Genomic DNA, 21693 nt, shown 5'->3' with positions numbered 1-21693 from the left:
TGTCTTGGGGCTCCGCCCCCAACCAAGAGCCGGGAGGCGATCCGTGGCCGAGATCATCAACCTGCGCCAGGTCCGCAAGGCCAAGGCCCGCGCAGCCGAGGACGCCAAGGCCGAGGAGAACCGGATCGCCTTCGGGCGTCCGAAGAAGGCCAAGACCCTGCAGCAACGGCGCAAGGCCCTGGAGATCGACCGCCACGAGGGCCACCGGCTTGAGCGCGGCGAGCCGGATTCCGATTCGTCCCCATGATGCGCCCAACGTGAGCGCGGGCGTCAGCAAGCGCTCGGTGGTGATCGCGGGCCATCGCACCAGCGTGTCCCTGGAGGATCCGTTCTGGGCGGCGCTCCGGGAGGTCGCGGAGACGCGCGGCCAGTCGGTCCAGGCGCTGATCGGCGCGATCGATGCCGGACGCGGCGGCCAGAACCTGTCCTCGGCGATCCGGGTGTTCGTGCTGGACGCCGTGCGGGCCGGGCCGATCCGCGAAACGTGAGCGCATCCGGCCTTCCGGTCGGCGACCCGTTGTGGGAAGGGCGTGACAGAACCACGCAGGAAGCCTGATCCATGCCCATCCGCGAGCCGCTGCTCAAGCCGATCCCAATCACCGAGCTGCGCCCGACCCAGATGACGGTGGGCTACCGGGAGGTCGCCGAGAAGCGTCGGCGGTGGCGGAGCTACGACGGCGACAAGAAGAAGGCATTCCTCGGGGCACACATGATCCCGACCGTGCTCGGGCCGAAGAAGCGCCACTACGTCGTCGACCACCATCACCTGTCCCGGGCCCTGCAGGAAGAGGGCGTCGAGAGCGTGCTGGTCACGGTTCTGGCCGACCTGCATCACCTGGAGAAGGATGCGTTCTGGACGGTCTGCGACCACAAATCCTGGGTCTACCCCTACGATGCCGAGGGCGTGCGGCGGGATTTCAAGGACATCCCCAAGGCGATCGCCGACCTCGCCGACGATCCGTACCGCAGCCTCGCGGGCGAGCTGCGCCGGGCCGGCGGCTTCGCCAAGGACACGACCCCGTTCAGCGAGTTCCTCTGGGCGGACTTTCTACGCCGCAACATCAAGGAGAAGCGCGTCGAGGGTGATTTCTCGGAGGCGCTGGAGAAGGCTATGGCCCTGGCGAAGTCCAAGGACGCCGGCTACCTGCCGGGCTGGTGCGGCCCTTCGGAGGGCTGAGGCGCAGGGCCCCTCGCCCGTGCGGGCCAGGCGGTTCTCATATCGCTGCCGGATGAGAACCAACGGCGGCCCCGAGCGCGCCTCCCTCCCCCCTTTGCGGGGGAGGGAGAGCCACGGTGTCTCCCGTGTGTTCTCCCAACTCAATGTGTGAGTCCGCGAGCCTCCACGGGGGAAGCGTGCACGGCGGGTTCGCCTAGATCCCCCAATAGGGCGCGGCGTCGTAGTAGCGATGAATCTGCTCCTCCCAGGCACCGTCCTGCGCCGGGTCGGTGCCCTCGGGGGTGCGGGCGGGGGCGGCGCGCAGCTGCTCCTCGGTGAGGTCAAGCACGTAGGCGTCCTGCTCGGGCGCGAAGCGCAGCACCGACCAGGGCAGCGTGTAGAAATCTTCGCCAAGCCCCAGGAAGCCGCCAAAACTCATCACCGCGTAGGCGACCCGGCCCGAAACCTTGTCGAGCATCAGCCGCTCGATCCGGCCGACCTTGCTGCCGTCCGGCCGGCGCACATCCGTGCCGATGACCCGATCGCTGGCGATCAGGCTGCGGGGCTGCCGCGGTGCGGGTCGAGGATTGGCCGCCATGTTCGCCTCCCGGGGGTATGCTTCGCGTTTGGGTTGCTGCCTGAAAAACGCCCCGGCGATGCCCCACGTTCCGGTCTGGGCCCACGCCCGCCCCTTCAGACGGACGAACAGCTCCCCGCATGCCGATTCTGCGCCCCACCCCGAGCCCCATTGCGGGCGTCGCCCTCGCCGCCCTGATCCTGTCCGCCACGGGGGCGCACGCCCAGGACCGCGGCAGCGTTAATCCGAAACCGCTGCCGCCCCTGGAGCACCCGGACGCGCCCTCGACCCCGGCCAAGGCTCTGTTCGGCCGCGTCACCCGCGCCTCCAGCGGGCCGGCCCATATCTACGGGTTCTACGCCAAGGGCTGCTTCGCCGGCGGCGAGGCGCTGCCGATGGACGGGCCGAACTGGCAGGTCATGCGCCCGTCCCGCAACCGGATGTGGGGCACGCCGTATCTAATCGATTTCGTTGAGCGCCTGTCGCAGAAGGCGGCTCGGGTCGGCTGGCCGGGCCTGCTCGTCGGCGACATGGCCCAGCCCCGTGGCGGCCCGATGATCACCGGCCACGCCTCGCACCAGATCGGCATCGATGCGGATGTCTGGCTGACGCCGATGCCCGACCACCGCCTGAGCCGGGCCGAGCGCGAGGAGACGTCGGCCACCGACATGGTCCGCCCGGACCGCCTCGACATCGACCCGGAGGTCTGGACGCCGACCCATTTGCAATTGATCAAGCTCACCGCCGAGCAGCCGGAGGTGGAGCGCATCTTCGTCAACGCGGCGATCAAGAAGGCCCTGTGCCGGGAGGCGTCGGGCCGGAGCTGGATGTCGAAGGTACGCCCGATGTACGGGCACAATTACCACTACCATATCCGTCTGGCCTGCCCGGCCGGCCAGGACGATTGCCAGCCCCAGGGCGCCCCCGCCGCCACCGACGGCTGTGACGATCTCGGCTACTGGTTCTCCGACGCGGTGCTGCACCCGAAGCCGCCCAAGGTACCGCCGAAGCCCAAGCCCGCCATGACCATGGCGGCCCTGCCGTCCGCCTGCCGGGCGGTGCTCAAGGCACCGTAGCGAACCGGCGCGCGGATCAGTCCAGGCACCGGTCGAAGTAGATCTGCCGGATCCGCTCCATGGCCTGATACGCCTCCCCGGGCCGGAACGTCATGAGTTCCGGGCCGTCGGGGACGCGGCCGAAGAACGACGTGGCGAGATCGACCACGAAGCCGCGCTCGCCCGTGTAGAGCCCCTCCCGGTTCTTCACGTTGACCGAACCGCAGATGATCGCTCCTGCGCTCCGGCGCAGCACCGTGACCTTCGCGTCCGGGCTCTTCAGGTGCCTCTCGATCAGATCGAGGACCGTGCGGGTATCCGCCGGCCCCAGGGCGGCGCCGGAGCCATCGTCGACAATCTGGGCGCGGCCGCCCGACGAGCCGGTCGCCATCGCCAGACACAAGAGAGCGGATACGGCCCGGACCATGCGGCGTTGACGGCGCTCCCACTCGCGAACAGATCGGTATGCCGAACTCGAGCAACCGGAGATGAGACGCGTCACGCTACGGCGTTTGGTGCGATATGGGAAGCAATACGTCCGGATCCCGGCGCTTGCCAGGCCACAAACTGGCATCGTCAGGGGGGCTCTCGCCGATGGACGTGATGAGCCGGGATATTGCGGCAGATAAAACAGGATAAAACCATAATAATATACGGTTTCTATGATCGAAGGCTCTTATTTTTACGCTTCATTGCACGGCGCGCTTGTGTCCCGCCGCAAACACGTATGCAACGAGGGTCGTGCAACCGATACCCCGTCTGGAGAGCGCGCACCGTGACCCGATTGCTGACGGCCGTGCTGGTAGCCTCGACCCTCGTGAGCGCGCCGGCCTGGGCACGGCTCAAGGTGGACGACAAGGCGTCGCTCTGGCCGCGCGCCTCCATGGTCGACAAGATCGATTTCACCGACCGGATGGGCAAGGCGATGCATGCGCTGTCGCCCGATCTCGACAGCCGCTACTTCATGCATTGCCTGGAGGAGACGACGAATATCGGCGATACCAAGGATCTGAGGCTGGACGACATGGTGCGGACCTGCCTATCGCTCCATGCGCGAGAAGCGGCGGATCCGGAGTAGCGGTCCGGTGCCGGCGGTCGGGCGCCGCAGCGGCGGGGGCGTCACCGCCCTGGCACTCGGCCTCACGCTGCTTGGGCAGACGGTGAGCGGCGGCAGGGCCCAGAGTGTGACCGACCTCTCGGCCTTGGCGATCGGCCCGGACGACACGCAGGCCGTGCTCGCCCTCATCGGACGGCATTTGCACAGCACCGACGCCCAGGTGGCGGGCCTGCGGCGGGGCCGCACCGGGGGAATTTGCGGCACGGTCGAGGTCAGGAACCGCATGGGAACCTATACGGGCCCGCGCCCCTTCGTCGCCAAAGTCGACGCGGACTTCGCCGGACGCCTGCCCGAGGGCGCTGAGCTGCGCAATCCGGGAAGCATGGCCGAGTACTCGCGCCTGGAACGCGCGCGGGCGATGTTCGTGGAGAACTGTATCGACCGGTGATAGTCAGTCGCGATGCGCGGTCCGTGGCGATGTCGCCGCCCGCGGTCGACCGATCGAATTGGCTGATCCGATAGCCGCCCGGCCTCCTCGGCCGCGATCCCGGCGCCCATGATGGAGTGTCCTTGAATGCGAATCCGCAGCCTGTTGCCGGCGACGCTTGTCCTGGCCGCCATCGCAGCGCCCGCCCTCGGTCAGGCGCCGGTGGAACCGCCGGCCAACGCCCTCAAGGCGGCCAAGCTCGCCGGGCTGGCTGGTTTCGTGAACGTCCATTGCGAGGCGCTGCGAACCGACGGGGACCGCTTCAAGAGCGTCGTCAAGGCGATGGGCGTCGATCCGGCGGATCTCGAACGCGATACCCTGTTGCTACACGCCCAATCGTACCTGGCCGTGTACGAGAAGGATGTGCCGGCCAGCTGCGCCCGCGCCGATGAGATGTTCGGCCGGACCGGCAAGGTCGTACCGGGCGTGTTCGTCCCACGCTGAGCGTTCGCCGAACCGGACGCGCCGTGCTAGGGCCAGCGGATGCCCCGCTGGCTTTTCCTCATCCTCGTCACCGCCCTCGCACTCTCGGTCGTGGGCGGCGTGCTCATCGTCCTGCGCAGCCCGAGGAGCACGCCTCAGCCCGAAGCGGGCGCCGTCACCGCGCCCGCGGCGCCGGTGCCGCGTCCGGCCGGCACCCCATGAGTCTCAGGCGGCGATTCCGGTCCCCAGCGGGCAGCTGACGCCGGTGCCGCCGAGCCCGCAATAACCGGCCGGATTCTTGGCAAGGTATTGCTGGTGGTAGCCTTCCGCGAAGTAGAAGGTCTCCAGCGGCACGATCTCGGTGGTGATGTCCGGGAGGTCGCGCGTCCGCAGGGCCCCGGCATAGGCCGCGCGCACGGCCTTGGCGGTCGCCTCCTGCTCGGGCCCGCTGGTGTAGATGCCCGAGCGGTACTGCGTGCCGACATCGTTGCCCTGGCGCATGCCCTGGGTCGGGTTGTGACTCTCGAAGAAGGTCCGCAGCAGGGCTTCCAGGGGCAGCACTGCCGGGTCGAAGGCCACCAGGACCACCTCGTTGTGGCCGGTCTGGCCGGTGCAGACTTCCTCGTAGGTTGGGTTCGGGGTGTGGCCCCCGGCATAGCCCACCGCAGTGACGAACACGCCCTGCGGCAGTTGCCAGAAGCGGCGCTCGGCACCCCAGAAGCAGCCGAGCCCGAGCACGATCGTCTCGGTCCCCTCGGGATAGGGTCCCTTGAGCGGGTTGCCGTTGACGAAGTGGGTCTCGGCGGTCGGGATCGGGTTCGGGCGCCCCGGCAGGGCCTCGGCGGCGCTCGGCATCTCGGGGCGCTTGCGGAACAGGAACATCGTCTCTCGCCTTCCGGATTTTGGGGTAAACGGAATATGGGGACGGCCGGGCTGCCGAGAAAGCGACCAAGACTTTGTTGGTCATTGGTACGGGCCGTACGGACCGCCCAGAATCCCGGCGCGAGCGGCGAATCCCGACCGGAGCACTGGACCGCGCCAGCAATTTCCGGCTTGTAGGCACGCGAAGCCGCGACCTTCAGGTTGCGGCGTGAGGGGCTCAAACCAGATGGACACGGGCTGGACCGCCACGAGCCACGTGCTGGATAATCTCAGAGCGGAGTCGAACCGGGGCGACCCGTTCGCGGCGGCCGTGCGGGCGACCCGGATGCCGATGATCGTCACCGATCCGCGGCAATACGACAACCCGATCGTGTTCGCGAACGACGCCTTCCTGAAGCTGACCGGCTACACACGGTTGGAGGTCACCGGGCGCAACTGTCGCTTCCTGCAGGGGCCGGAGACCGATGCGGCCGACGTCGATCGCCTCCGCACCGCGATCCGGCAGGAGACGGACATCCGGATCGATCTCGTGAATTACCGCAAGGACGGCTCGGTCTTCAAGAACGCGCTGTATGTCGGGCCGGTGCGGGATGATGCCGGCGCGGTGGTCTACTTCTTCGCGTCTCAGATCGACGTCACCGAGCATTACGCGCTGACCGCCGAAGTCGCACGGCTGAAGGCTGAGCTCGCCGAAGCTCGGGCTCGCCTCGCCGACCGCTAGGACGGCCCGCTAGGGCTTCGTCAGGAACCCGATCGGCTCCCGGCCCGGCTGCCCGAGCCAGAGCAGCACAGCCCCGAGCCCCAGACCGATCAGCGAGGCCGGGGCGAGGGTGAGCGGCAGGCCCAGCAAATGCCAGAGCCAGGGGGCGGCCCCTTCGAGGCTGCCCTGCAGGGTGCCGGCCTTGTCCTTGGACAGGGTGGCGATCACGTCCGAGAGCGGCGTCACCCGCAGGCCGTTGTTGGCGATCGAGCGGGCCCCGTCATAGACCAGCGCAACGAAGCCGCCGGCCATCAGCAGGAAGCCCAGGACGCGGGCCAGGAATCGGAACATCGCGGGATCTTCTGAGCCATGCCTGCGCGCCCCGGGAGGCGCTCGCCCCGGGAGTATGGGGCCGAGCCGTCGGGTGCAAGCCGGGGCCCGCACAGGATGAACTGCGGCATGCGCGCGGTTGCCGCCCCCGGGGGCCCATGCCACAGGGACGCCCGGCGGCACGGGGCCGTCGAGGACCGTCGATCTTGGACGCGCACGCCCGGACGCCCGCCTTGGTGATCTTCGATTGCGACGGCGTTCTCGTCGACAGCGAGCCCCTGAGCCTCGCCTGCCTGACGGCCGGCCTCAACCGGATTGGCGTCGGCATCACCTTCGAGACCGTCCGCGCGCGTTTCACCGGCACCTCCATGGTGTCGATCATGGAGCATGTCGCGCACGATTACGGCGTCACCGCGCCCCCGGGTTTCGTGGACACGGTCAAGGCCGAGACGCTCGCATTGTTCGATACCGAGCTGCGCGCGATGCGCGGCGTCGCCGAGGCGGTCTCGGCGCTCGGCCTGCCGGCCTGCGTCGCGTCCAGCAGCGATCCGGTGCGGCTGCGCCATTCCCTGGGCCTGACCGGGCTGCTGCCGCTGTTCGGCGAGCACGTCTTCTCCTCGGCCCAGGTCGCCCGGGGCAAGCCCTTCCCCGACCTGTTCCTGTTCGCCGCGGAGCGTATGGGGGCGGCGCCAGAATCCTGTCTGGTGATCGAGGATAGCGTGCCCGGCGTCACCGCGGCAAGGCATGCCGGCATGCGGGTCGCCGGCTTCACCGGCGGCGGCCATTGGGGCCATGACCCCGCGGGGGCCGATCTCCTGCGCGCCGGTGCCGATCGGGTCTTCTCGGACTTTGCCGACCTGGCCGGCGTGATCGCCGGGGCCTGAAACCATCGCGTCTCCCGGGGAGCCCGACAGGACCGGCTTCCTGCCAAGCCGGGCCCGAAAATCGGAAGCCCGTTCCGTTGACGGGCGGGCGGCCCGGGCCCATCTTTGGCCTCGCCGAACGGGGCGGGCGTCCTGGCCTGCCCCCTCGGCCGCGGTGATTTGAGAAGCGTAGCTTGCGCCGCGTCATCAAACGCTAAAGCACTGCGACGGCGCCCGCGCCGCGCGGTCCTTCACGCTGGAGGACATGGATGTCGACCCGAACCGGCTCCCTTCGCCACCCGCTCCGTCATGGGCACGCCGTACCGATCCATCGGCCGTGCTGTCGGTGCCGCGCGCGTCGCGAAAAGGGTTTCGCGTCGAAACCCGGGATTCGATCGCAAGCCTGAGCGGGCCGAGCGCCGGCTCGCCGAGGCAGATCTGCTGGGCGCGCGCAGAGCCGGACCGGCATAGCGTGCGCGTCACATCGAGGGCCTAGAGACGCGCACGATCGACGCGATCGGCGAAACCTGAGCCGCACGAACCCGCGACAACCCTTCCCGCATTCCGGCACGGCCCTGACGCCGGCCAAGGCAGGATTCCGTCCCATGCCCAGTCTCGATATCGACCTTACACAGACCGACCGTCCCGATTCCGACGCTGTGGCGCCCGCAGGCTTCGCCCTCGCCGACGATCCGTCGGCGGGCCGGACCAAGCCACCGCGCGTGATCGAGATCGGCGAGGTCACCGCCGGCATCGCCGTGCCCGAGGGGCGCGGTGTGCGCTTCTTCTCGTCCTCGCGTGATTTCGACGGCCTCGACGGTGCGGTGTTCCGCAATGCCGAGCAGGCGGCCCGCGCCGCCCGCGAGCGGGTCGCGGCTCGCACCCGCGCGGCCGCCCGTCACGACCGGGTGGCCGAGCTGCGCCGCCGGGCTTGAGCGGACCCTACTTGGCGCACTCGTCCCGGGTGCGCTTCATCGCCTCTGCGAACCCGGCGAGCGCGTATTCGTCGCTCGTTGGGTTGCCGCGGAGCGAAGTGGTCTTGATGATGAGCTTTGGGTTGCGGGCGCTCATTTCAGACACCACCCGGGCCTCCTCGGCCGGGTTCTGCAGCCAGGCGTTGCCGTCCTTCACCACCAGGCCGTAGCGGCCGGTGCCGAGATTGAGGCTCGGGTCGGTGGGCGCTGCGGCGGAGCCCGGCCGGACCTGGGCGGCCGCGGGCTTCGACGGGAAGCCCAGCATCACAGCCACCTCGTTCTGAACGTTCTCGCCCTTGCGCACGCTCACGAACAGATAGGCGGTGTCGCGCTTCAGGGTCTTGGGCGAGCGCGTCTGTGGCTGGGCGATGGCGTAGCAGAGCTTGGCGCGGCCATCGCCATTCACGAACACGTTCCAGTCGCCGAAAATCGCCACCGGGGTAGCCTGCTGCATCCCCGGAGGTGTCGCCGACTTCCTTTCGGCCCGCGGCGCCCGCTCGCGGCGCTGCCGACGTCCGCGGCGCGTCGGTGCCTCGTCGGACCCTGCCTCGGGCGCGGCTTCCTGGGCCTGGGCGGCCGTCGTGGACAAGGTGAGCCCGCCGACCATGGCCCCGACGAGGCCGGTGACGAGACCGGAGGCGAGCAGGGCGAGGGCTCCGACCGGGAGCAGGCGGGGGACGCGGACCATCTTCACTTCCTGTCGACGGGCGGCCCCATACGGGGCCGAACCGGGGATCGGGATTAGTGAAGCCCGCGTAAAAAGTCGGCAAGATGGCAGCCAAGCTCGATGGCGGCCAACAGCGTGGGACGACTCAGACCGCCCGAACCTCTGCGGCCAGGGCCGCGATGACCGCCGCGGGGACCGATACAGGATCGGTGGCCGCCTGCACGCCCAGGGCGGGCGGCACCGCATTGGGCTGGGCCGGGGGCGTGCGCTTGCGGGGCGGGTCGTTATAGGGAGTGTTGTAACCCTTGCGGACTGCCGACCAATAGGTCTCCCGGGTCAGGCCCGAGCCGGTCAGGGCGGCATCGATCATGGCCGTAGCCCGTGCCGCGAGTTCGGGCACCTCTTCCGGCTTCAGCCAACTCTCGACAGGCATCATGCGATCTCCGATCCACACAGCCGAGCTTCTAACGGACCAGACTTAGCCAGAGGGTGAACGCGCAGGCCCACGGAAGGTTGCGATGCACAAATTCGCGTAGGGCCTGTGGGTGGGTGTGGGTAGCCGTGACCGATGCATCCGCCGGGGCCGGCCCCGTTACGGGCGATGCAGGATCACGTCGAATCCCTCGTCCGGGGTCGGCGCCGCAAAGTATTGGGTAAACAGCTCGAACTGCGCGTCCGTCACCGTGAAATCGTGCGCGCCCGAGGCATTCCGCGCCCGCAGGCGCGCCTTGCACACGTCGTCGGCGACATAGAGATAATGCAGCCGATGGGCCACGCCTGCGTCCTCGAACTGGGTGCGCATCCAATCCCGGCTGGCGACGGTATTGGCGGGGAAATCCAGCACCACCGAGAGCCCGGCCCGAAGCAGGTCGACCACGTGCGGACCCATCACGCTCCGCAGGCGGGCCGAGTGGCGCGCATAATCGTCGAGGCAGGTCTGCTCGTCGGGATACAGCCGGGCGAGCCAGCGATCCTCGGCCACCACGATGGTGCCGGGATGGGCGCCGAGGCTGGCGGTCAGCGTCGATTTTCCGGCAGCGATCTTGCCGCATACGAGATGCAGTACCGGTTCCTGGGCAGGCATGAGCTTCGACCTTGGGGACGGCGCACCGGGCGGCACAACGTTCACGGGCGGGCAGACCCGGCCTGACGGATCAGGCCGGGCCGTGAATTCGGCTGCGAATCGCAGCGCCTGCGCGGGGAATCGACAAGGTCATGAACGAGTGATGCCAGCTTTCATCACCCCAGGCTAGAGGCGGCCCAGAATGATGGCGGAGCGCGACGCAGACTGATGTCGAAGTCGCCCGCTGAGCGAAGTGACTTGTTCTGGGCGAGGGCCGATTTCTGCGCTCATCATCATAAGCCAAGAGTTGAATTTGTGAAAAGCTTCAGCGCGGCGTATGTATTTCTTGCCGATCTCGTCTGATTCCATCGGCGTACGACAGTTCCGCGCGGCAGGTGGCCATGGTTGGATCTGTGAACCGGGTGGCGGCGATCGAGGGGCCTCAGCGCCCGGCTGCGCACAAGCCGGCGAGCCCGGGGATCGCGGCCGACGCGCATGGGACGGCACAAGAGGGCGGGGCCGGTGCAGAGCCGGATGAGGATGCGCGGTTGGCGCCTCCGGATCGGCTGGGCTACGCCAAGCTGTCCCAGATCAGCAGCGTGCTGATCACCCTGGCCTCGGCGCGGACCAGCCAGCGGGACGCCACAGCCTTCGCGCTCCAGGAGGCCGAGCGGAAGCTCCGGCGGCTCAAGGCCGAAGCCCTCGCGGCCGTCGTCTCCGGTGACAGGAAGGCGGCAGCGCTCATCGCCCAGGACTTGGCCAAGGTGGCCCGGGAGATTGCCGATATCGCCCGGGACTATGCCGCCGCAGGGGGGGAGCCAGGCTTCACAGCGGCCAGCCTCGCCGAGGTGACGGCGGCGATCGATATGGGCGCAGCCCCTGGACAGGAGGGGGCCAGCTCGGAAACGCCACAGGCCGAATCGAGCGCGCCTGCGGACGATCCGGACGCGGTGGCAGCACAGAGCCATGCGGCGGCGGACGATCCGAGCGCGGCGTCACCACATGCGACCACCGATGACGCCGAGCAGCCCCGATCCTTGCCGGAGGACGAAGCCTATCCCGGCACCCGGCTTCGGCAAGGGTCGGGCGGTCAGGGCGACGACACCTTCGAGGCAGACGTGCGCAAGCTGCTGGACGAGGCCGCGGCGTCGAAGCGGGCGGTGGAGCGGGTCCTGCACGGCCAGCCGGTCTTGCCGGACGCCACCAGTCCGGTGATCGAAACCAGATCGGCCCTCCAGACCGGCCTCGCCACGCTGGTCACCCAGCCGACCGAGCCAAGTCGCGTCCGGGTCTAATGGGCGTCGCGAGGGCGGATCGGTTCGGTGGTGCCAGAGCGTTTGCCGCCGAAGCGGGTTCCGGTTCGGTGTCGGCGAGCGCATCACATCGAGAACTTAGAGCATCATCCCGAAAGGTCGCGTCCGACTTCCGGGATGATGCACACTCAAGATCTTAGGAAACCGCAGGGTATTGTATCGTGGACAAGATCAGCGCGACGACCGCCCATTCCTCCGCGCATCACGCGTCCAGCGCGAGTCGCGCGCATAAAGCCAACGAGCCCGACAAGACCAGCCGGCAGGTGACCGAGAACAAGGTCGTCGAAGCCAAGCTGGAGCGCGACGCGCAAACCAAAAAGATGATCGATAGCCGGCCGTCGCAGGCGCACCTGAAATTTCAGGCCTCACTGCGTTCGACGGGCACCTAGAAAAAGATGCTGCAAACTCGAAGTCCCAGCGCGCCGTCTTGATTCCGATATTCAGGACGATGCGCCAGTCAGGTTTGGTAGTGGAGCCCCCGAGGAACCAGGGCTCCGCCCTGGACCCGCAAAAGGTCGAAGACCTTTTGAAACCAGGATTGTCCGCCGCCAATGCGTGCTCAGCCGAGCCGCTCGATCCAGCGCTGCGCCTGTGCCCGGACATTGTCCGGCGCGGTGCCGCCGTAGCTGGTGCGGCTGGCCACGGAGTTTGCGACGCCGAGCACAGCGTAGACCGCGTCGGTGATCCGCGGCTCGGCCTCCTGCATCTCGGGCAGCGACAGCTCTTCCAGCCCGACGCCCTTGGCCGAGGCGGCGCCGACCAGACGGCCGGTGACGTGGTGGGCCTGGCGGAACGGCAGGCCGAGCTCGCGCACGAGCCAGTCGGCGAGGTCGGTCGCGGTGGCGTAGCCGGAACCGGCGGCTCGGGCGAGCACGTCGGCGTTGGGCTCCAGGTCCTTCACCATGCCGGTCATGGCGGCCAGGCACAGGGACAGGGCCTGGAGGGCATCGAACGTGCCCTCCTTGTCCTCCTGCATGTCCTTCGAATAGGCGAGCGGCAGGCCCTTCATCACCACCAGCAGGCCGGTCAGCGCGCCGATGATCCGGCCGGATTTCGCCCGCACCAGCTCGGCCGCGTCGGGGTTGCGCTTCTGGGGCATGATCGACGAGCCGGTGGTGTAGCCGTCCGACAGCTTGACGAAGTTGAACTGCGCCGAAGTCCAGACCACCAGTTCCTCGGCGAAGCGCGAGAGATGCACCGCGCAGATCGAGGCGGCGGCCAGCGATTCCAGGGCGAAGTCGCGGTCGGCCACCGAATCCAGGGAGTTCGCGGTCGGCCGATCGAAGCCCAGGGCCGCCGCGGTGGCGTGCCGGTCGATCGGGAAGGAGGTGCCGGCGAGCGCCGCGGCGCCCAGCGGGCATTCGTTGAGCCGGGCGCGGGCGTCGCGGAACCGGCCGCGGTCCCGGGCGAGCATCTCGACATAGGCCAGGCAATGGTGGCCGAAGGTGACCGGCTGGGCCGACTGGAGATGGGTGAAGCCCGGCATCACCGTGCCGGCATGCTTGAGCGCGGTGTCTGCGAGCGCCCGCTGCAGGTCGGCAGCCTGCTGGTCGAGGGAATCGAGGGTGTCGCGCACCCACAGCTTCATGTCGGTGGCGACTTGGTCGTTGCGCGAGCGCGCCGTGTGCAGGCGCCCGGCCGCCGGGCCGACGATCTCGGTGAGCCGGCTCTCCACCGACATGTGGATGTCCTCGAGCTCGCGCTTGAACACGAAGCGCCCGGCCTCGATCTCGTCGCGCACGGACTTGAGCCCGGCCTCGATCGCGGCCACATCCTCTGCCGGAAGGATGCCGGCCGCGCCCAGCATCGCCACATGCGCCAGCGAGCCGCGGATATCCTGGGGGGCGAGGCGCTTGTCGAATCCGATGGAGGCGTTGATCTCCTCCATGATCTCCGCCGGGCCGCTGGCAAAGCGGCCGCCCCACATCCGGTTGCTCATGTCGATCCTTCCGCGCCCTGAACGTCCCGGCAGGCAAGCCTGATGCCCGGTCGCACCACTCTGATGGCCGGCGCGGGCCTCGCCGCGCTCGCCGTCCTCGGGACCGCCCTATACGGGAGCGGTCTCCTGCCCGGCAACACGGGCGGGGCGGCTCAGCCCTGCGCGGGCGCGACCAACGCACTCGCCCGGGTCGACGCCGCCGCCAAGGGCGAGGTCGCAGGCATGCAGGCCCTGAAGCAGGCGCGGCCCGCGCCCGAGATCCGGTTCAAGGGGCCGGACGGCGCCGAGACCGGGCTCTCCGACTTCAAGGGCCGGCTGCTGCTGGTCAACCTCTGGGCGACCTGGTGCGCCCCCTGCAAGGCCGAGATGCCGGCGCTCGACCGCCTTCAGGCGGAACTCGGCGGGCCGGATTTCGCCGTCGTGGCGATCAACGTCGACACCCGCAACCTCGACAAGCCGCCGGAATGGCTCAAGCAGGCCGGCATCCACGCCCTGCCGTTCTACGCCGATCCAGGCGGGCGCGTGCTGCCCGCGATCCAGCGCGACACGCAATCCCCGGGCCTGCCGACCACGATGCTGATCGATGCGCAGGGCTGCACCATCGGGGTGATGAAGGGCCCCGCCGCCTGGTCGAGTCCCGACGGGCTGGGGTTGATCCGCGCGGTTTTGGGAAAGGTGTCGTGAGGGGACGGCGCGTTATGGATCGCGCGGCGCTTTCCGGAGCGGCTTCAGGGTAATGAACCGCGCCGGATGCAGCCCAGGCTGGTCATCGACCTGCCAGACGGTCCGAATGTTCGCCGCGGTTCCATTGGGACAAGGCATCGGCCCTTCGAAGTGGTACCGCAGGCCGTACGGCACCGGATAGGCTCTTGTGAGCGTGGACGGCGTCGGGTGGCCGACAAGGGCCGTCATCAGCGTTATCGGATCGTCGATCGCGAAGCCGAGGCTCAGCAGGAAGGCGCATTTCGGCCCGCCATCCTCGTGATCCGGATCGAGCAGGTAGCGCCGCACCTTGTCGTCATCGACCCGGAACTGTGCCGGGTAGCCGACCGGGCCGATCAAGCGCTGGCGCGCTCCACGAGGACCAGGGACTCGGGCGCGATGGCGGCGAGCGCCTCGACCGGCCGCGTGAACTCGACATCGAAGGCGGCGCCCGCGCCCCAGACGGCGACGATCGTCCCGGTGCTGCCAACGGGCACGCGCTCACCATCTTCACCGATCACCTCGGCGAGGGTCCGAACGCGGTCGAGTTCCCGGAATGCGGTCCCCGTAGGAGCCCGATCTGCAGGGGAACGGCTGTCGACCACCAGCGAGAGCAGCCGGTCTGACATGGCATGACGATACGGGACGGCCGCCCCGCGATGCAAGGCGCCCCTTGCCCCCACCCCCGAACCAAGCCAAGCCTGCCCGCGATGAAGCCGCCTTCCAATCCCGACCGCGCCTCACCGGCCCGCGGCCGGCGCCCGCTCTCGGCCATCCGCACCATGCTGGCGAGCGAGGCCGCGGGCGGGCTGATCCTGATGGCCGCGGCGGCGCTGGCCCTCGTGGTCGCCAACGGCCCGTTCGCCGAGGCCTACGCGCACGGGCTCCACGCGATGCTCGGGCCGATGAGCGTGCAGCACTGGATCAACGACGGCCTGATGGCCGGGTTCTTCTTGCTGGTCGGGCTGGAGATCAAGCGCGAGGCGCTCGACGGGCGGCTGCGCACCTGGCCGGATCGGGTGCTGCCCGGCATCGCGGCGTTCGGCGGCATGGCGGTACCGGCCCTGGTCTACGCGGCGGCCAATCTCGGCGCCGGGACCCTGCGCGGCTGGGCGATCCCGGCGGCCACCGACATCGCCTTCGCGCTCGGCGTCCTGGCGCTGCTCGGCAAGCGGGTGCCGGTCTCCCTTAAGATCTTCCTGAGCGCCGTGGCCATCGTCGACGATCTCGGCGCCGTGGTGGTGATCGCGCTGTTCTATGGCTCCGGCCTCGATGTCGGGATGCTGGGGCTGGCCGCACTGGTACTGGCCGGCCTCTACGGCCTCAATCGCGCGGGTGTGACGTGGCTGTCGGCCTATTGGCTGCTCGGCCTGGCGCTGTGGCTGCTGGTGCTGCGCTCCGGGATCCACGCCACGGTGGCGGGGGTGCTGCTGGCCTTCACGATTCCGATCCGGGTGAGCCCCGGCCGGCTGGAAGACGTGGATTCGACGCTCCATCGCCTGGAGCACGGGCTAGCGCCCTGGATCACCTACCTGGTGGTGCCGATCTTCGGCTTCGCCAATGCCGGGGTGGACCTGACCGGCCTGACACCCGACGCCCTGCTCCAGCCCGTGACGCTGGGCATCGCCGCGGGTTTGTTCCTGGGGAAGCAGGCCGGCGTGTTCGCCAGCCTGCGGCTCGCCGTCGCGCTCGGCTGGGCGCAGCGGCCGGCCGGGGCCGGGTGGGGCCAAGTCTACGGCGTCGCGGTCCTGTGCGGGATCGGGTTCACCATGAGCCTGTTCATCGGCGGTCTCGCCTTTGCGGACCCGCAGCACGAGACCGCGGTGAAGCTCGGCGTGCTGGCGGGCTCGGCCCTGTCGGGACTCGCGGGGGCGGCGATTCTTCTGCTGGCGCCGCGCCCCGCAGCATGCCGGTAGCCGCCATGCCCGGGCTTCGCTGCGCACGAAAATGCGCTACCTCGCCGGGGCATGCGCTTCTATCTCGGCCTCGCCACCACCTTCCACGATCCGGCGCTCGCCCTCGTCGGGCCGGACGGCACCCTGCTGTTCGCCGAGGCTGCTGAGCGCTTCCTCCAGTACAAGCGCGCACCGAACTGCGAGCCGGACATCCCGGCCCGGGTCGTCGCCCTGTTGCAGGACTACGTGCCGCCTGGCTCGGAGCTCGTCGTCGCCTCGACCTGGGGCCCGCAATTCACCGAATTCCTGCGCGGGCAGGCGGGGGCCGGCACCTTCGATCTGATGGCGCTCGCCGCCCACACCACAGCGCTCAACCGCTCCTTCGTGCCCGAGCAGGCCGAGCGGGTGTTCATCGCCGACCTCCATGGCGCCCAGGAACGAGTGGGCCACGGTACCCTGCTGGCCCTCAACCAAGAGGCGCGGATCACCGGGACGCCGCGTGCGACGATCGCCGGGCAGCGGCGCTACCCGCACCATCTCTGCCACGCCGCCTACGGGCTCTGGGGCAGCCCGTTCGTGGAGGCCACCGCCCTGGTGGTCGACGGCATGGGCGAGACCGGCGCGGCGGCGATCTACCGATTGCAGGACGGCCGGATCACCGAGCTGCGCCGCCATCGCGGCCGCGGATCGCTCGGCTTCCTGTACGGGCTGATCACCGATCTGGCCGGCTTCGACCAAGTGAAGGGCGAGGAATGGAAGATCATGGGGCTCGCCCCCTACGGAAACCCCGATCCGGACCTGTCAGCCCTGCTGACCCCGCTTTGCACGATCGAGTCCGGTCGCCTGCGCTTCGCCGAGGCCGAGACGATCCAGGCGGTCGCCGCGGAAATCCGCGCGCGCCGCCCGGCGGACGCTTCGGAGACCGGCTGGGCCGACCTCGCCCGCTGCGGCCAGGATTTTTTCGGGACTTTGATGGACGTGCTGGTGGCCGAGGCCGCCGCCCTCGGCCCCTCCGACAACCTCGTGATCGCCGGCGGGTGCGGTCTCAACTCGTCGTATAATGGACGGATGCTCGGCCGCTCCGGCTTCGCCCGGCTGCACGTCCCCTCGGCGCCGGCCGATGACGGCAACGCGGTGGGCGCCGCCTGGCTCGCCTACGCGGAGGACCATCCGGACTGGGCCGGCCCGCCCGCCGCCTCGCGCCCGCTGACGCCCTATCTCGGCTCCCGGGTCTCGACCACCGCGATGGAGCGCTTGGCCGAGCAGGAGCCGCGGGCCAAATGCGTCGGACACGCGGAGGCGACCCGGGCCGCCGCGCAGATCCTGGCCGCGGGCGGCCTCGTCGGCTGGGTGCAGGGCCGGGCCGAGTTCGGCCCCCGGGCGCTCGGCAACCGCTCGATCCTAGCCGACCCGCGGCCGGAGGGCGCCAAGGATGCGCTCAACGCCAAGGTGAAGTACCGCGAGGCGTTCCGGCCGTTCGCGCCCTCGATCTTGGCCGAGGCCGGGCCGGACTGGTTCGCGGATTACGCCGACAGCCCGTACATGGAGCGCACCCTGGTCTGGCGTGAGCACGTCCGGGCCCGCGTGCCGGCCGTAGTCCACCAGGACGGGACCGGTCGGCTTCAGAGCGTCACGCCGGAGCGTAATCCGGCCTACGCGGCCCTGATCGCCGCCTTCGCGGACATCACCGGGGTGCCGATCCTGCTCAACACGAGCTTCAACGTGATGGGCAAGCCGATCCTCCACAGCGCGGAGGACGCGATCCTGATGTTCTACACCACCGGCCTCGACGCCCTCGTGGTCGAGGATTGGCTGGTCGTGAAATAGGACACGCCGCGCCCCGGGGGGGGGCACGGCGTGGCATTCGGCAGGACCTGTCGTCTGAGGGCAGCCCAAAAGGGCAGCCCAAGGTGGCCGGCCTCAGCGCTCCAGGCGCGCCACCAGGCTCGACGTGTCCCAGCGGTTGCCACCCATGGACTGCACCTCGGCGTAGAACTGGTCGACGAGCGCCGAGACCGGGAGCGTGGCGCCGTTGCGGCGAGCCTCGTCGAGCAGGATGCCCAGATCCTTGCGCATCCAGTCGACCGCGAAGCCGAAGTCGAACTTGCCCTGGTTCATGGTCTTGCCGCGATTCTCCATCTGCCAGGAGCCGGCGGCGCCCTTGGAGATCACATCGAGCACCGCCTCCACGTCGAGGCCGGCGCGCTTGGCGAAGTGAACGCCCTCGGACAGGCCCTGGACCAGCCCGGCGATGCAGATCTGGTTGACCATCTTGGTGAGCTGGCCGGAGCCCACCGGGCCCATCAGGCGGCAGGCCCGGGCGAAGGAACCGATCGCCGCCTCGACCTTGGCATAGGTCTCCGGCGCGCCGCCGCACATCACGGTAAGTACGCCGTTCTCGGCGCCGGCCTGGCCGCCGGAGACCGGCGCGTCGACGAAGCCGAGCCCCTTGGCCTCGGCGGCCGCGGCGAGCTCCCGGGCGACCTCGGCCGAGGCGGTGGTGTGGTCGACGAACACCGAACCGGATGCCATGCCGGCGAGTGCCCCGTCATCGCCCAGCACGACACTGCGCAGGTCGTCGTCGTTGCCGACGCAGGCGAACACGATCTCGGCGCCCGCGACCGCCTCCCGGGGCGTGGCCGCGAAGGCGCCGCCATGGGCCTTCACCCAGGCCTCGGCCTTCGGGGTGGTCCGGTTGTAGACGGTGACGTCGTGGCCCTTCTTGGCCAGGTGTCCGGCCATCGGGCCGCCCATCACGCCGAGACCCAGGAATGCGACCTTCGCCATTGTTGTCCGCTCCTCCCAGGGCCGAATCACGCCGGCACCGGGCCTCCGCTTGAGGCGCAGCCGGCGACGGTTTCCGGGGCCGGCCGCGACGACGGCCGGGGCCGAGATGTTGGCCCGATGTAACAGATCGGGCGTCGTGCCGCCCGCGAAGCTGCATCACAGCTCGGATCGCTTGCGTCAACGGCAGACCAATAGGATAAACCCGCAGTGTAGCCCGGGGCCTTGGAGTCCCAGCCGGTGGCCCCAGCGGCCCCGAGTGCGAGGCGATCGGTAGGGAGCGGGACGGATGGGTACGGCGATCGGCAGGCACGGGCCCTGGGCCCTTGTGGGAGCGCTCGGCGCCGCGGCTTTGGCGATCGTGGCCACCCAGCGCGGCGAGACGATCAACGCGCTCTGGATCGTGGTCGCGGCCGTCTGCGTCTACATGATCGCCTACCGCTACTATTCGAAATTCATCGCCGAGAAGGTGATGCGCCTCGACCCGACGCGTCAGACACCGGCGGTCCGGCACAATGACGGGCTCGACTACGTGCCCACCAACCGCAGCGTCCTGTTCGGCCACCATTTCGCGGCGATCGCGGGCGCGGGCCCTCTGGTCGGCCCGGTGCTCGCCGCGCAGATGGGCTACCTGCCCGGCATGCTGTGGATCCTGGCCGGCGTGGTGCTGGCCGGGGCGGTGCAGGACTTCATGGTCCTGTTCGTGTCGATGCGCCGGGACGGCCGGTCGCTCGGCGAGCTGATCCGGGCCGAGCTCGGCACCGTGCCGGGCATCATCGCGCTGTTCGGCACCTTCCTGATCATGGTGATCCTGCTGGCCGTGCTGGCGCTGATCGTGGTCAAGGCGCTGGCCGAGAGCCCATGGGGCACCTTCACGGTGATGTCGACGATCCCGATCGCGATGCTGATGGGCGTGTATTCGCGCTACATCCGCCCGGGCCGGATCGGTGAAGTCTCGATCCTCGGCTTCGTCCTCCTGATGCTGGCGATCATCGGCGGCGGCTCGGTCGCCGCGAGCCCGGTCTGGGGCCCGGCCTTCACCTTCACCGGCCCGCAGCTCTGCTGGATGCTGATCGGCTACGGCTTCGTGGCCTCGATCCTGCCGGTCTGGCTGCTGCTGGCGCCGCGGGACTACCTCTCGACCTTCCTCAAGATCGGCACCATCGTCGGGCTGGCGCTCGGCATCGCGGTCGTCGCGCCGCACATGCAGATGCCCGCGATGACCAAGTTCGTGGACGGCACCGGGCCGGTCTGGGCCGGCAGCCTGTTCCCGTTCCTGTTCATCACCATCGCCTGCGGTGCGGTCTCGGGCTTCCACGCCCTGATCTCGTCCGGCACCACCCCGAAGCTGATCGCCAGCGAGACCGATGCCCGCTTCATCGGCTACGGCGGCATGCTGATGGAATCCTTCGTGGCGATCATGGCGCTGGTCTCGGCCTGCGTGATCGACCCGGGCGTCTACTTCACCATGAACTCGCCCGCGGCGCTGCTCGGCACCACCCCCGAGACCGCTGCCGCGGCCGTCACCAAGCTGGGCTTCGCCACCACTCCGGAGGTGATCACCCAGACCGCCGCGGATGTCGGCGAGCGCACGATCATCTCCCGCGCCGGCGGCGCCCCGACGCTGGCGGTGGGCATGGCCCACATCATCTCCTCGGCCATCGGCGGCAAGGCGATGATGGCCTTCTGGTATCACTTCGCGATCCTATTCGAGGCCTTGTTCATCCTCACCGCCGTGGATGCGGGTACCCGGGCCTGCCGCTTCATGGTGCAGGATCTCGTCGGGCTGGCGGTGCCGTCGTTCAAGAACACCACCTCCTGGGGGCCGAGCATCGCGGCCACCGCCATCGCGGTCGGCGCCTGGGGCTACTTCCTGTACCAGGGCGTCACCGACCCGCTCGGCGGCATCAACACCCTCTGGCCGCTCTTCGGCATCTCCAACCAGATGCTGGCCGCGGTGGCGCTGACGCTCTGCACGGTGGTGATCTTCAAGATGAAGCGCGAGCGCTACGCGTTCGTGACCATCATCCCGACCGCGTGGCTGTGCCTCTGCACCCTCACGGCCGGCTGGCAGAAGCTGTTCTCCGCCGACCCCAAGATCGGGTTCCTGGCCCATGCCGAGCGCTACGCGACGGCCGCCGCCGAGGGCAAGCTTCTGGCACCGGCCAAGAACGCCGATCAGATGGCGCAGATCATCCTCAACGACCGGATCGACGCCGTCCTGGCGGCCCTGTTCATCGGCCTCGTCGTCGCCATCGCGGGCTTCGGCATCGCAGCCTGCCTCAAGGCTTGGCGGGCGGATCGCTGGACCGCCCTCGAGACCGATCCGCGCCTCGCGGCGGCAGAGTAAGGGATGGCCATGTCGCAGCCGCAGAGCCTGCGCAGCCGCCTCCAGACGCTGTCCAAATGCGTCTGCGACGGCGCCCGGCTGATGGTGGGGCAGGGGGATTACGCGGCCTACGCCGCCCACATCCGCCGGACCCATCCCGACCAGGCGCCGATGACCGAGCTGGAGTTCTTCCGCAATCGCGAGAACGCCCGCTTCGGCGTGGGGAACACCTCGGGGTTCCGCTGCTGCTGAGTTAGGCGATGCCGTCAAACGGTGCGGGGCTTGTCGTCCCACACCGTCATTGCGAGCGCAGCGAAGCAACCCAGTGCAGCGCGTGCTCCGCGAGCGTGGCGTTTCCCTAGTGGAGTGAAGGCGACGGAAGAGTCCCTCATGGGCTTCCCGTCGCGGTGATGGTGTGCGAGTCCGGGGCATGCGCCCTGGGATCATCGTCGAGGTAAACGCTGCGGACCGTGCCTGGCTCGAAGCCATCATGGCGG

At 69.3% G+C, this 21693-nt stretch carries 29 protein-coding genes; 18 read left to right on the top strand and 11 right to left on the bottom strand.

What is annotated here, in order from left to right; all coding sequences use genetic code 11:
- Positions 1-43 precede the first annotated feature (43 nt).
- The 3 genes from MKK65_RS16330 (at position 44) to MKK65_RS16320 (ending at position 1177) form a co-directional block, all read left to right on the top strand.
- Positions 44-247: a DUF4169 family protein gene (locus MKK65_RS16330; protein WP_058195041.1), complete on the top strand. Its 204-nt coding sequence runs from the start codon at positions 44-46 to the stop codon at positions 245-247.
- A gap of 10 nt (positions 248-257) precedes the next feature.
- Complete coding sequence (locus tag MKK65_RS16325) at positions 258-488, top strand: ribbon-helix-helix domain-containing protein (protein ID WP_058195040.1); 231 nt, start codon at positions 258-260, stop codon at positions 486-488.
- A gap of 71 nt (positions 489-559) precedes the next feature.
- Positions 560-1177 (top strand): ParB-like protein, encoded by a 618-nt coding sequence (locus tag MKK65_RS16320; protein ID WP_243958959.1) that lies wholly within the window; start codon positions 560-562, stop codon positions 1175-1177.
- Between the two features lie 193 nt (positions 1178-1370).
- Here the strand turns inward: MKK65_RS16320 and MKK65_RS16315 are convergent, their stop codons facing one another.
- Complete coding sequence (locus MKK65_RS16315) at positions 1371-1754, bottom strand: PRC-barrel domain-containing protein (RefSeq protein ID WP_243958957.1); 384 nt, start codon at positions 1752-1754, stop codon at positions 1371-1373.
- A gap of 119 nt (positions 1755-1873) precedes the next feature.
- Here MKK65_RS16315 and mepA point away from each other — a divergent pair, with 119 nt between their 5' ends.
- Positions 1874-2809, top strand: a complete 936-nt coding sequence (gene mepA, locus MKK65_RS16310) for a penicillin-insensitive murein endopeptidase (RefSeq protein WP_243958955.1) — start codon at positions 1874-1876, stop codon at positions 2807-2809.
- 16 nt (positions 2810-2825) lie between these two features.
- Here the strand turns inward: mepA and MKK65_RS16305 are convergent, their stop codons facing one another.
- Complete coding sequence (locus MKK65_RS16305; protein WP_243958953.1) at positions 2826-3179, bottom strand: hypothetical protein; 354 nt, start codon at positions 3177-3179, stop codon at positions 2826-2828.
- Between the two features lie 384 nt (positions 3180-3563).
- On the opposite strand from MKK65_RS16305, the gene MKK65_RS16300 reads away from it, so the two are divergent.
- The 4 genes from MKK65_RS16300 (at position 3564) to MKK65_RS16285 (ending at position 4977) form a co-directional block, all read left to right on the top strand.
- The gene (locus MKK65_RS16300; RefSeq protein WP_243958951.1) at positions 3564-3866 is read left to right on the top strand and encodes a hypothetical protein; all 303 of its coding nucleotides are present in this window, start codon (positions 3564-3566) and stop codon (positions 3864-3866) included.
- Positions 3838-4293, top strand: a complete 456-nt coding sequence (locus MKK65_RS16295) for a hypothetical protein (RefSeq protein ID WP_243958949.1) — start codon at positions 3838-3840, stop codon at positions 4291-4293. The genes MKK65_RS16300 and MKK65_RS16295 overlap by 29 nt, the downstream gene beginning before the upstream one ends.
- A gap of 126 nt (positions 4294-4419) precedes the next feature.
- Complete coding sequence (locus MKK65_RS16290) at positions 4420-4776, top strand: hypothetical protein (RefSeq protein WP_243958947.1); 357 nt, start codon at positions 4420-4422, stop codon at positions 4774-4776.
- A gap of 39 nt (positions 4777-4815) precedes the next feature.
- Positions 4816-4977 (top strand): hypothetical protein, encoded by a 162-nt coding sequence (locus tag MKK65_RS16285; protein ID WP_201025839.1) that lies wholly within the window; start codon positions 4816-4818, stop codon positions 4975-4977.
- 3 nt (positions 4978-4980) lie between these two features.
- Here the strand turns inward: MKK65_RS16285 and msrA are convergent, their stop codons facing one another.
- The gene (gene msrA / locus MKK65_RS16280) at positions 4981-5637 is read right to left on the bottom strand and encodes a peptide-methionine (S)-S-oxide reductase MsrA (protein ID WP_243958945.1); all 657 of its coding nucleotides are present in this window, start codon (positions 5635-5637) and stop codon (positions 4981-4983) included.
- A 226-nt stretch (positions 5638-5863) separates the two neighbouring features.
- Between msrA and MKK65_RS16275 the strand changes: the two genes are divergently transcribed.
- A complete protein-coding gene (locus tag MKK65_RS16275; RefSeq protein WP_058195032.1) occupies positions 5864-6358 on the top strand; it encodes a PAS domain-containing protein in 495 nt (164 codons plus the stop codon).
- Positions 6359-6367: 9 nt separating this feature from the next.
- Here MKK65_RS16275 and MKK65_RS16270 read toward each other — a convergent pair whose 3' ends face one another.
- Positions 6368-6688 carry a hypothetical protein gene (locus MKK65_RS16270; protein ID WP_058195031.1) on the bottom strand — a complete coding sequence of 107 codons (321 nt, stop codon included), beginning with the start codon at positions 6686-6688 and terminating at the stop codon, positions 6368-6370.
- Positions 6689-6870: 182 nt separating this feature from the next.
- On the opposite strand from MKK65_RS16270, the gene MKK65_RS16265 reads away from it, so the two are divergent.
- Both MKK65_RS16265 and MKK65_RS16260 read left to right on the top strand, forming a co-directional pair.
- Entirely contained in the window at positions 6871-7551 is a 681-nt protein-coding gene (locus MKK65_RS16265; protein WP_409565442.1) for an HAD family hydrolase, read from the top strand.
- A gap of 584 nt (positions 7552-8135) precedes the next feature.
- Positions 8136-8465, top strand: a complete 330-nt coding sequence (locus MKK65_RS16260) for a hypothetical protein (protein ID WP_243958941.1) — start codon at positions 8136-8138, stop codon at positions 8463-8465.
- 7 nt (positions 8466-8472) lie between these two features.
- On the opposite strand, the gene MKK65_RS16255 is transcribed toward MKK65_RS16260, so the two are convergent.
- The 3 genes from MKK65_RS16255 to MKK65_RS16245 all read right to left on the bottom strand — a co-directional run bounded on the left by MKK65_RS16255 (position 8473) and on the right by MKK65_RS16245 (position 10255).
- Complete coding sequence (locus tag MKK65_RS16255; RefSeq protein ID WP_243958939.1) at positions 8473-9192, bottom strand: invasion associated locus b family protein; 720 nt, start codon at positions 9190-9192, stop codon at positions 8473-8475.
- A gap of 124 nt (positions 9193-9316) precedes the next feature.
- Positions 9317-9607, bottom strand: coding sequence for a hypothetical protein (locus MKK65_RS16250; protein WP_243958937.1), 291 nt, complete (start codon positions 9605-9607; stop codon positions 9317-9319).
- 156 nt (positions 9608-9763) lie between these two features.
- Positions 9764-10255, bottom strand: a complete 492-nt coding sequence (locus MKK65_RS16245; RefSeq protein ID WP_243958935.1) for an AAA family ATPase — start codon at positions 10253-10255, stop codon at positions 9764-9766.
- Between the two features lie 380 nt (positions 10256-10635).
- Here MKK65_RS16245 and MKK65_RS16240 point away from each other — a divergent pair, with 380 nt between their 5' ends.
- Both MKK65_RS16240 and MKK65_RS16235 read left to right on the top strand, forming a co-directional pair.
- Positions 10636-11529: a hypothetical protein gene (locus MKK65_RS16240; RefSeq protein WP_243958933.1), complete on the top strand. Its 894-nt coding sequence runs from the start codon at positions 10636-10638 to the stop codon at positions 11527-11529.
- Positions 11530-11708: 179 nt separating this feature from the next.
- Positions 11709-11936, top strand: coding sequence for a hypothetical protein (locus tag MKK65_RS16235; RefSeq protein WP_243958931.1), 228 nt, complete (start codon positions 11709-11711; stop codon positions 11934-11936).
- 170 nt (positions 11937-12106) lie between these two features.
- On the opposite strand, the gene argH is transcribed toward MKK65_RS16235, so the two are convergent.
- Positions 12107-13486, bottom strand: a complete 1380-nt coding sequence (argH, locus tag MKK65_RS16230; protein ID WP_243958929.1) for an argininosuccinate lyase — start codon at positions 13484-13486, stop codon at positions 12107-12109.
- Between the two features lie 42 nt (positions 13487-13528).
- Here argH and tlpA point away from each other — a divergent pair, with 42 nt between their 5' ends.
- Positions 13529-14170, top strand: coding sequence for a thiol:disulfide interchange protein TlpA (gene tlpA / locus MKK65_RS16225; protein WP_243958927.1), 642 nt, complete (start codon positions 13529-13531; stop codon positions 14168-14170).
- Between the two features lie 12 nt (positions 14171-14182).
- Here tlpA and MKK65_RS16220 read toward each other — a convergent pair whose 3' ends face one another.
- Complete coding sequence (locus MKK65_RS16220; RefSeq protein WP_091861171.1) at positions 14183-14548, bottom strand: DUF6883 domain-containing protein; 366 nt, start codon at positions 14546-14548, stop codon at positions 14183-14185.
- Complete coding sequence (locus tag MKK65_RS16215; RefSeq protein ID WP_243958925.1) at positions 14545-14817, bottom strand: DUF4926 domain-containing protein; 273 nt, start codon at positions 14815-14817, stop codon at positions 14545-14547. The genes MKK65_RS16220 and MKK65_RS16215 overlap by 4 nt, the downstream gene beginning before the upstream one ends.
- A gap of 81 nt (positions 14818-14898) precedes the next feature.
- On the opposite strand from MKK65_RS16215, the gene nhaA reads away from it, so the two are divergent.
- Together nhaA and MKK65_RS16205 are read left to right on the top strand one after the other, a co-directional pair.
- Positions 14899-16104: a Na+/H+ antiporter NhaA gene (nhaA, locus tag MKK65_RS16210; RefSeq protein ID WP_243958923.1), complete on the top strand. Its 1206-nt coding sequence runs from the start codon at positions 14899-14901 to the stop codon at positions 16102-16104.
- A 51-nt stretch (positions 16105-16155) separates the two neighbouring features.
- Positions 16156-17910, top strand: a complete 1755-nt coding sequence (locus MKK65_RS16205) for a carbamoyltransferase (RefSeq protein WP_243958921.1) — start codon at positions 16156-16158, stop codon at positions 17908-17910.
- Positions 17911-18003: 93 nt separating this feature from the next.
- On the opposite strand, the gene MKK65_RS16200 is transcribed toward MKK65_RS16205, so the two are convergent.
- The gene (locus tag MKK65_RS16200; RefSeq protein ID WP_243958919.1) at positions 18004-18870 is read right to left on the bottom strand and encodes an NAD(P)-dependent oxidoreductase; all 867 of its coding nucleotides are present in this window, start codon (positions 18868-18870) and stop codon (positions 18004-18006) included.
- A 286-nt stretch (positions 18871-19156) separates the two neighbouring features.
- On the opposite strand from MKK65_RS16200, the gene MKK65_RS16195 reads away from it, so the two are divergent.
- Positions 19157-21217: a carbon starvation CstA family protein gene (locus MKK65_RS16195; RefSeq protein WP_243958917.1), complete on the top strand. Its 2061-nt coding sequence runs from the start codon at positions 19157-19159 to the stop codon at positions 21215-21217.
- A 9-nt stretch (positions 21218-21226) separates the two neighbouring features.
- Positions 21227-21448, top strand: a complete 222-nt coding sequence (locus MKK65_RS16190; RefSeq protein ID WP_409565438.1) for a YbdD/YjiX family protein — start codon at positions 21227-21229, stop codon at positions 21446-21448.
- Positions 21449-21693 lie beyond the last annotated feature (245 nt).

This window comes from Methylobacterium sp. J-001, from assembly GCF_022829565.1.
GTDB lineage: Bacteria > Pseudomonadota > Alphaproteobacteria > Rhizobiales > Beijerinckiaceae > Methylobacterium.
This window is presented reverse-complemented; position numbering and strand designations above follow the sequence as displayed.

Bases quoted from the DNA above. Each gene is read 5' to 3' on its own strand.
- msrA (WP_243958945.1), bottom strand. From the start codon at position 5,637: ATGTTCCTGTTCCGCAAGCGCCCCGAGATGCCGAGCGCCGCCGAGGCC.
- MKK65_RS16245 (WP_243958935.1), bottom strand. From the start codon at position 10,255: ATGCCTGCCCAGGAACCGGTACTGCATCTCGTATGCGGCAAGATCGCT.
- MKK65_RS16215 (WP_243958925.1), bottom strand. From the start codon at position 14,817: ATGTCAGACCGGCTGCTCTCGCTGGTGGTCGACAGCCGTTCCCCTGCA.
- MKK65_RS16295 (WP_243958949.1), top strand. From the start codon at position 3,838: ATGCGCGAGAAGCGGCGGATCCGGAGTAGCGGTCCGGTGCCGGCGGTC.
- MKK65_RS16190 (WP_409565438.1), top strand. From the start codon at position 21,227: ATGTCGCAGCCGCAGAGCCTGCGCAGCCGCCTCCAGACGCTGTCCAAA.
- MKK65_RS16250 (WP_243958937.1), bottom strand. From the start codon at position 9,607: ATGATGCCTGTCGAGAGTTGGCTGAAGCCGGAAGAGGTGCCCGAACTC.
- MKK65_RS16205 (WP_243958921.1), top strand. From the start codon at position 16,156: ATGCGCTTCTATCTCGGCCTCGCCACCACCTTCCACGATCCGGCGCTC.
- MKK65_RS16240 (WP_243958933.1), top strand. From the start codon at position 10,636: ATGGTTGGATCTGTGAACCGGGTGGCGGCGATCGAGGGGCCTCAGCGC.
- MKK65_RS16275 (WP_058195032.1), top strand. From the start codon at position 5,864: ATGGACACGGGCTGGACCGCCACGAGCCACGTGCTGGATAATCTCAGA.
- MKK65_RS16200 (WP_243958919.1), bottom strand. From the start codon at position 18,870: ATGGCGAAGGTCGCATTCCTGGGTCTCGGCGTGATGGGCGGCCCGATG.
- MKK65_RS16255 (WP_243958939.1), bottom strand. From the start codon at position 9,192: ATGGTCCGCGTCCCCCGCCTGCTCCCGGTCGGAGCCCTCGCCCTGCTC.
- MKK65_RS16285 (WP_201025839.1), top strand. From the start codon at position 4,816: ATGCCCCGCTGGCTTTTCCTCATCCTCGTCACCGCCCTCGCACTCTCG.
- MKK65_RS16195 (WP_243958917.1), top strand. From the start codon at position 19,157: ATGGGTACGGCGATCGGCAGGCACGGGCCCTGGGCCCTTGTGGGAGCG.
- nhaA (WP_243958923.1), top strand. From the start codon at position 14,899: ATGAAGCCGCCTTCCAATCCCGACCGCGCCTCACCGGCCCGCGGCCGG.
- argH (WP_243958929.1), bottom strand. From the start codon at position 13,486: ATGAGCAACCGGATGTGGGGCGGCCGCTTTGCCAGCGGCCCGGCGGAG.
- MKK65_RS16290 (WP_243958947.1), top strand. From the start codon at position 4,420: ATGCGAATCCGCAGCCTGTTGCCGGCGACGCTTGTCCTGGCCGCCATC.
- MKK65_RS16305 (WP_243958953.1), bottom strand. From the start codon at position 3,179: ATGGCGACCGGCTCGTCGGGCGGCCGCGCCCAGATTGTCGACGATGGC.
- tlpA (WP_243958927.1), top strand. From the start codon at position 13,529: ATGCCCGGTCGCACCACTCTGATGGCCGGCGCGGGCCTCGCCGCGCTC.
- MKK65_RS16270 (WP_058195031.1), bottom strand. From the start codon at position 6,688: ATGTTCCGATTCCTGGCCCGCGTCCTGGGCTTCCTGCTGATGGCCGGC.
- MKK65_RS16315 (WP_243958957.1), bottom strand. From the start codon at position 1,754: ATGGCGGCCAATCCTCGACCCGCACCGCGGCAGCCCCGCAGCCTGATC.
- MKK65_RS16260 (WP_243958941.1), top strand. From the start codon at position 8,136: ATGCCCAGTCTCGATATCGACCTTACACAGACCGACCGTCCCGATTCC.
- mepA (WP_243958955.1), top strand. From the start codon at position 1,874: ATGCCGATTCTGCGCCCCACCCCGAGCCCCATTGCGGGCGTCGCCCTC.
- MKK65_RS16320 (WP_243958959.1), top strand. From the start codon at position 560: ATGCCCATCCGCGAGCCGCTGCTCAAGCCGATCCCAATCACCGAGCTG.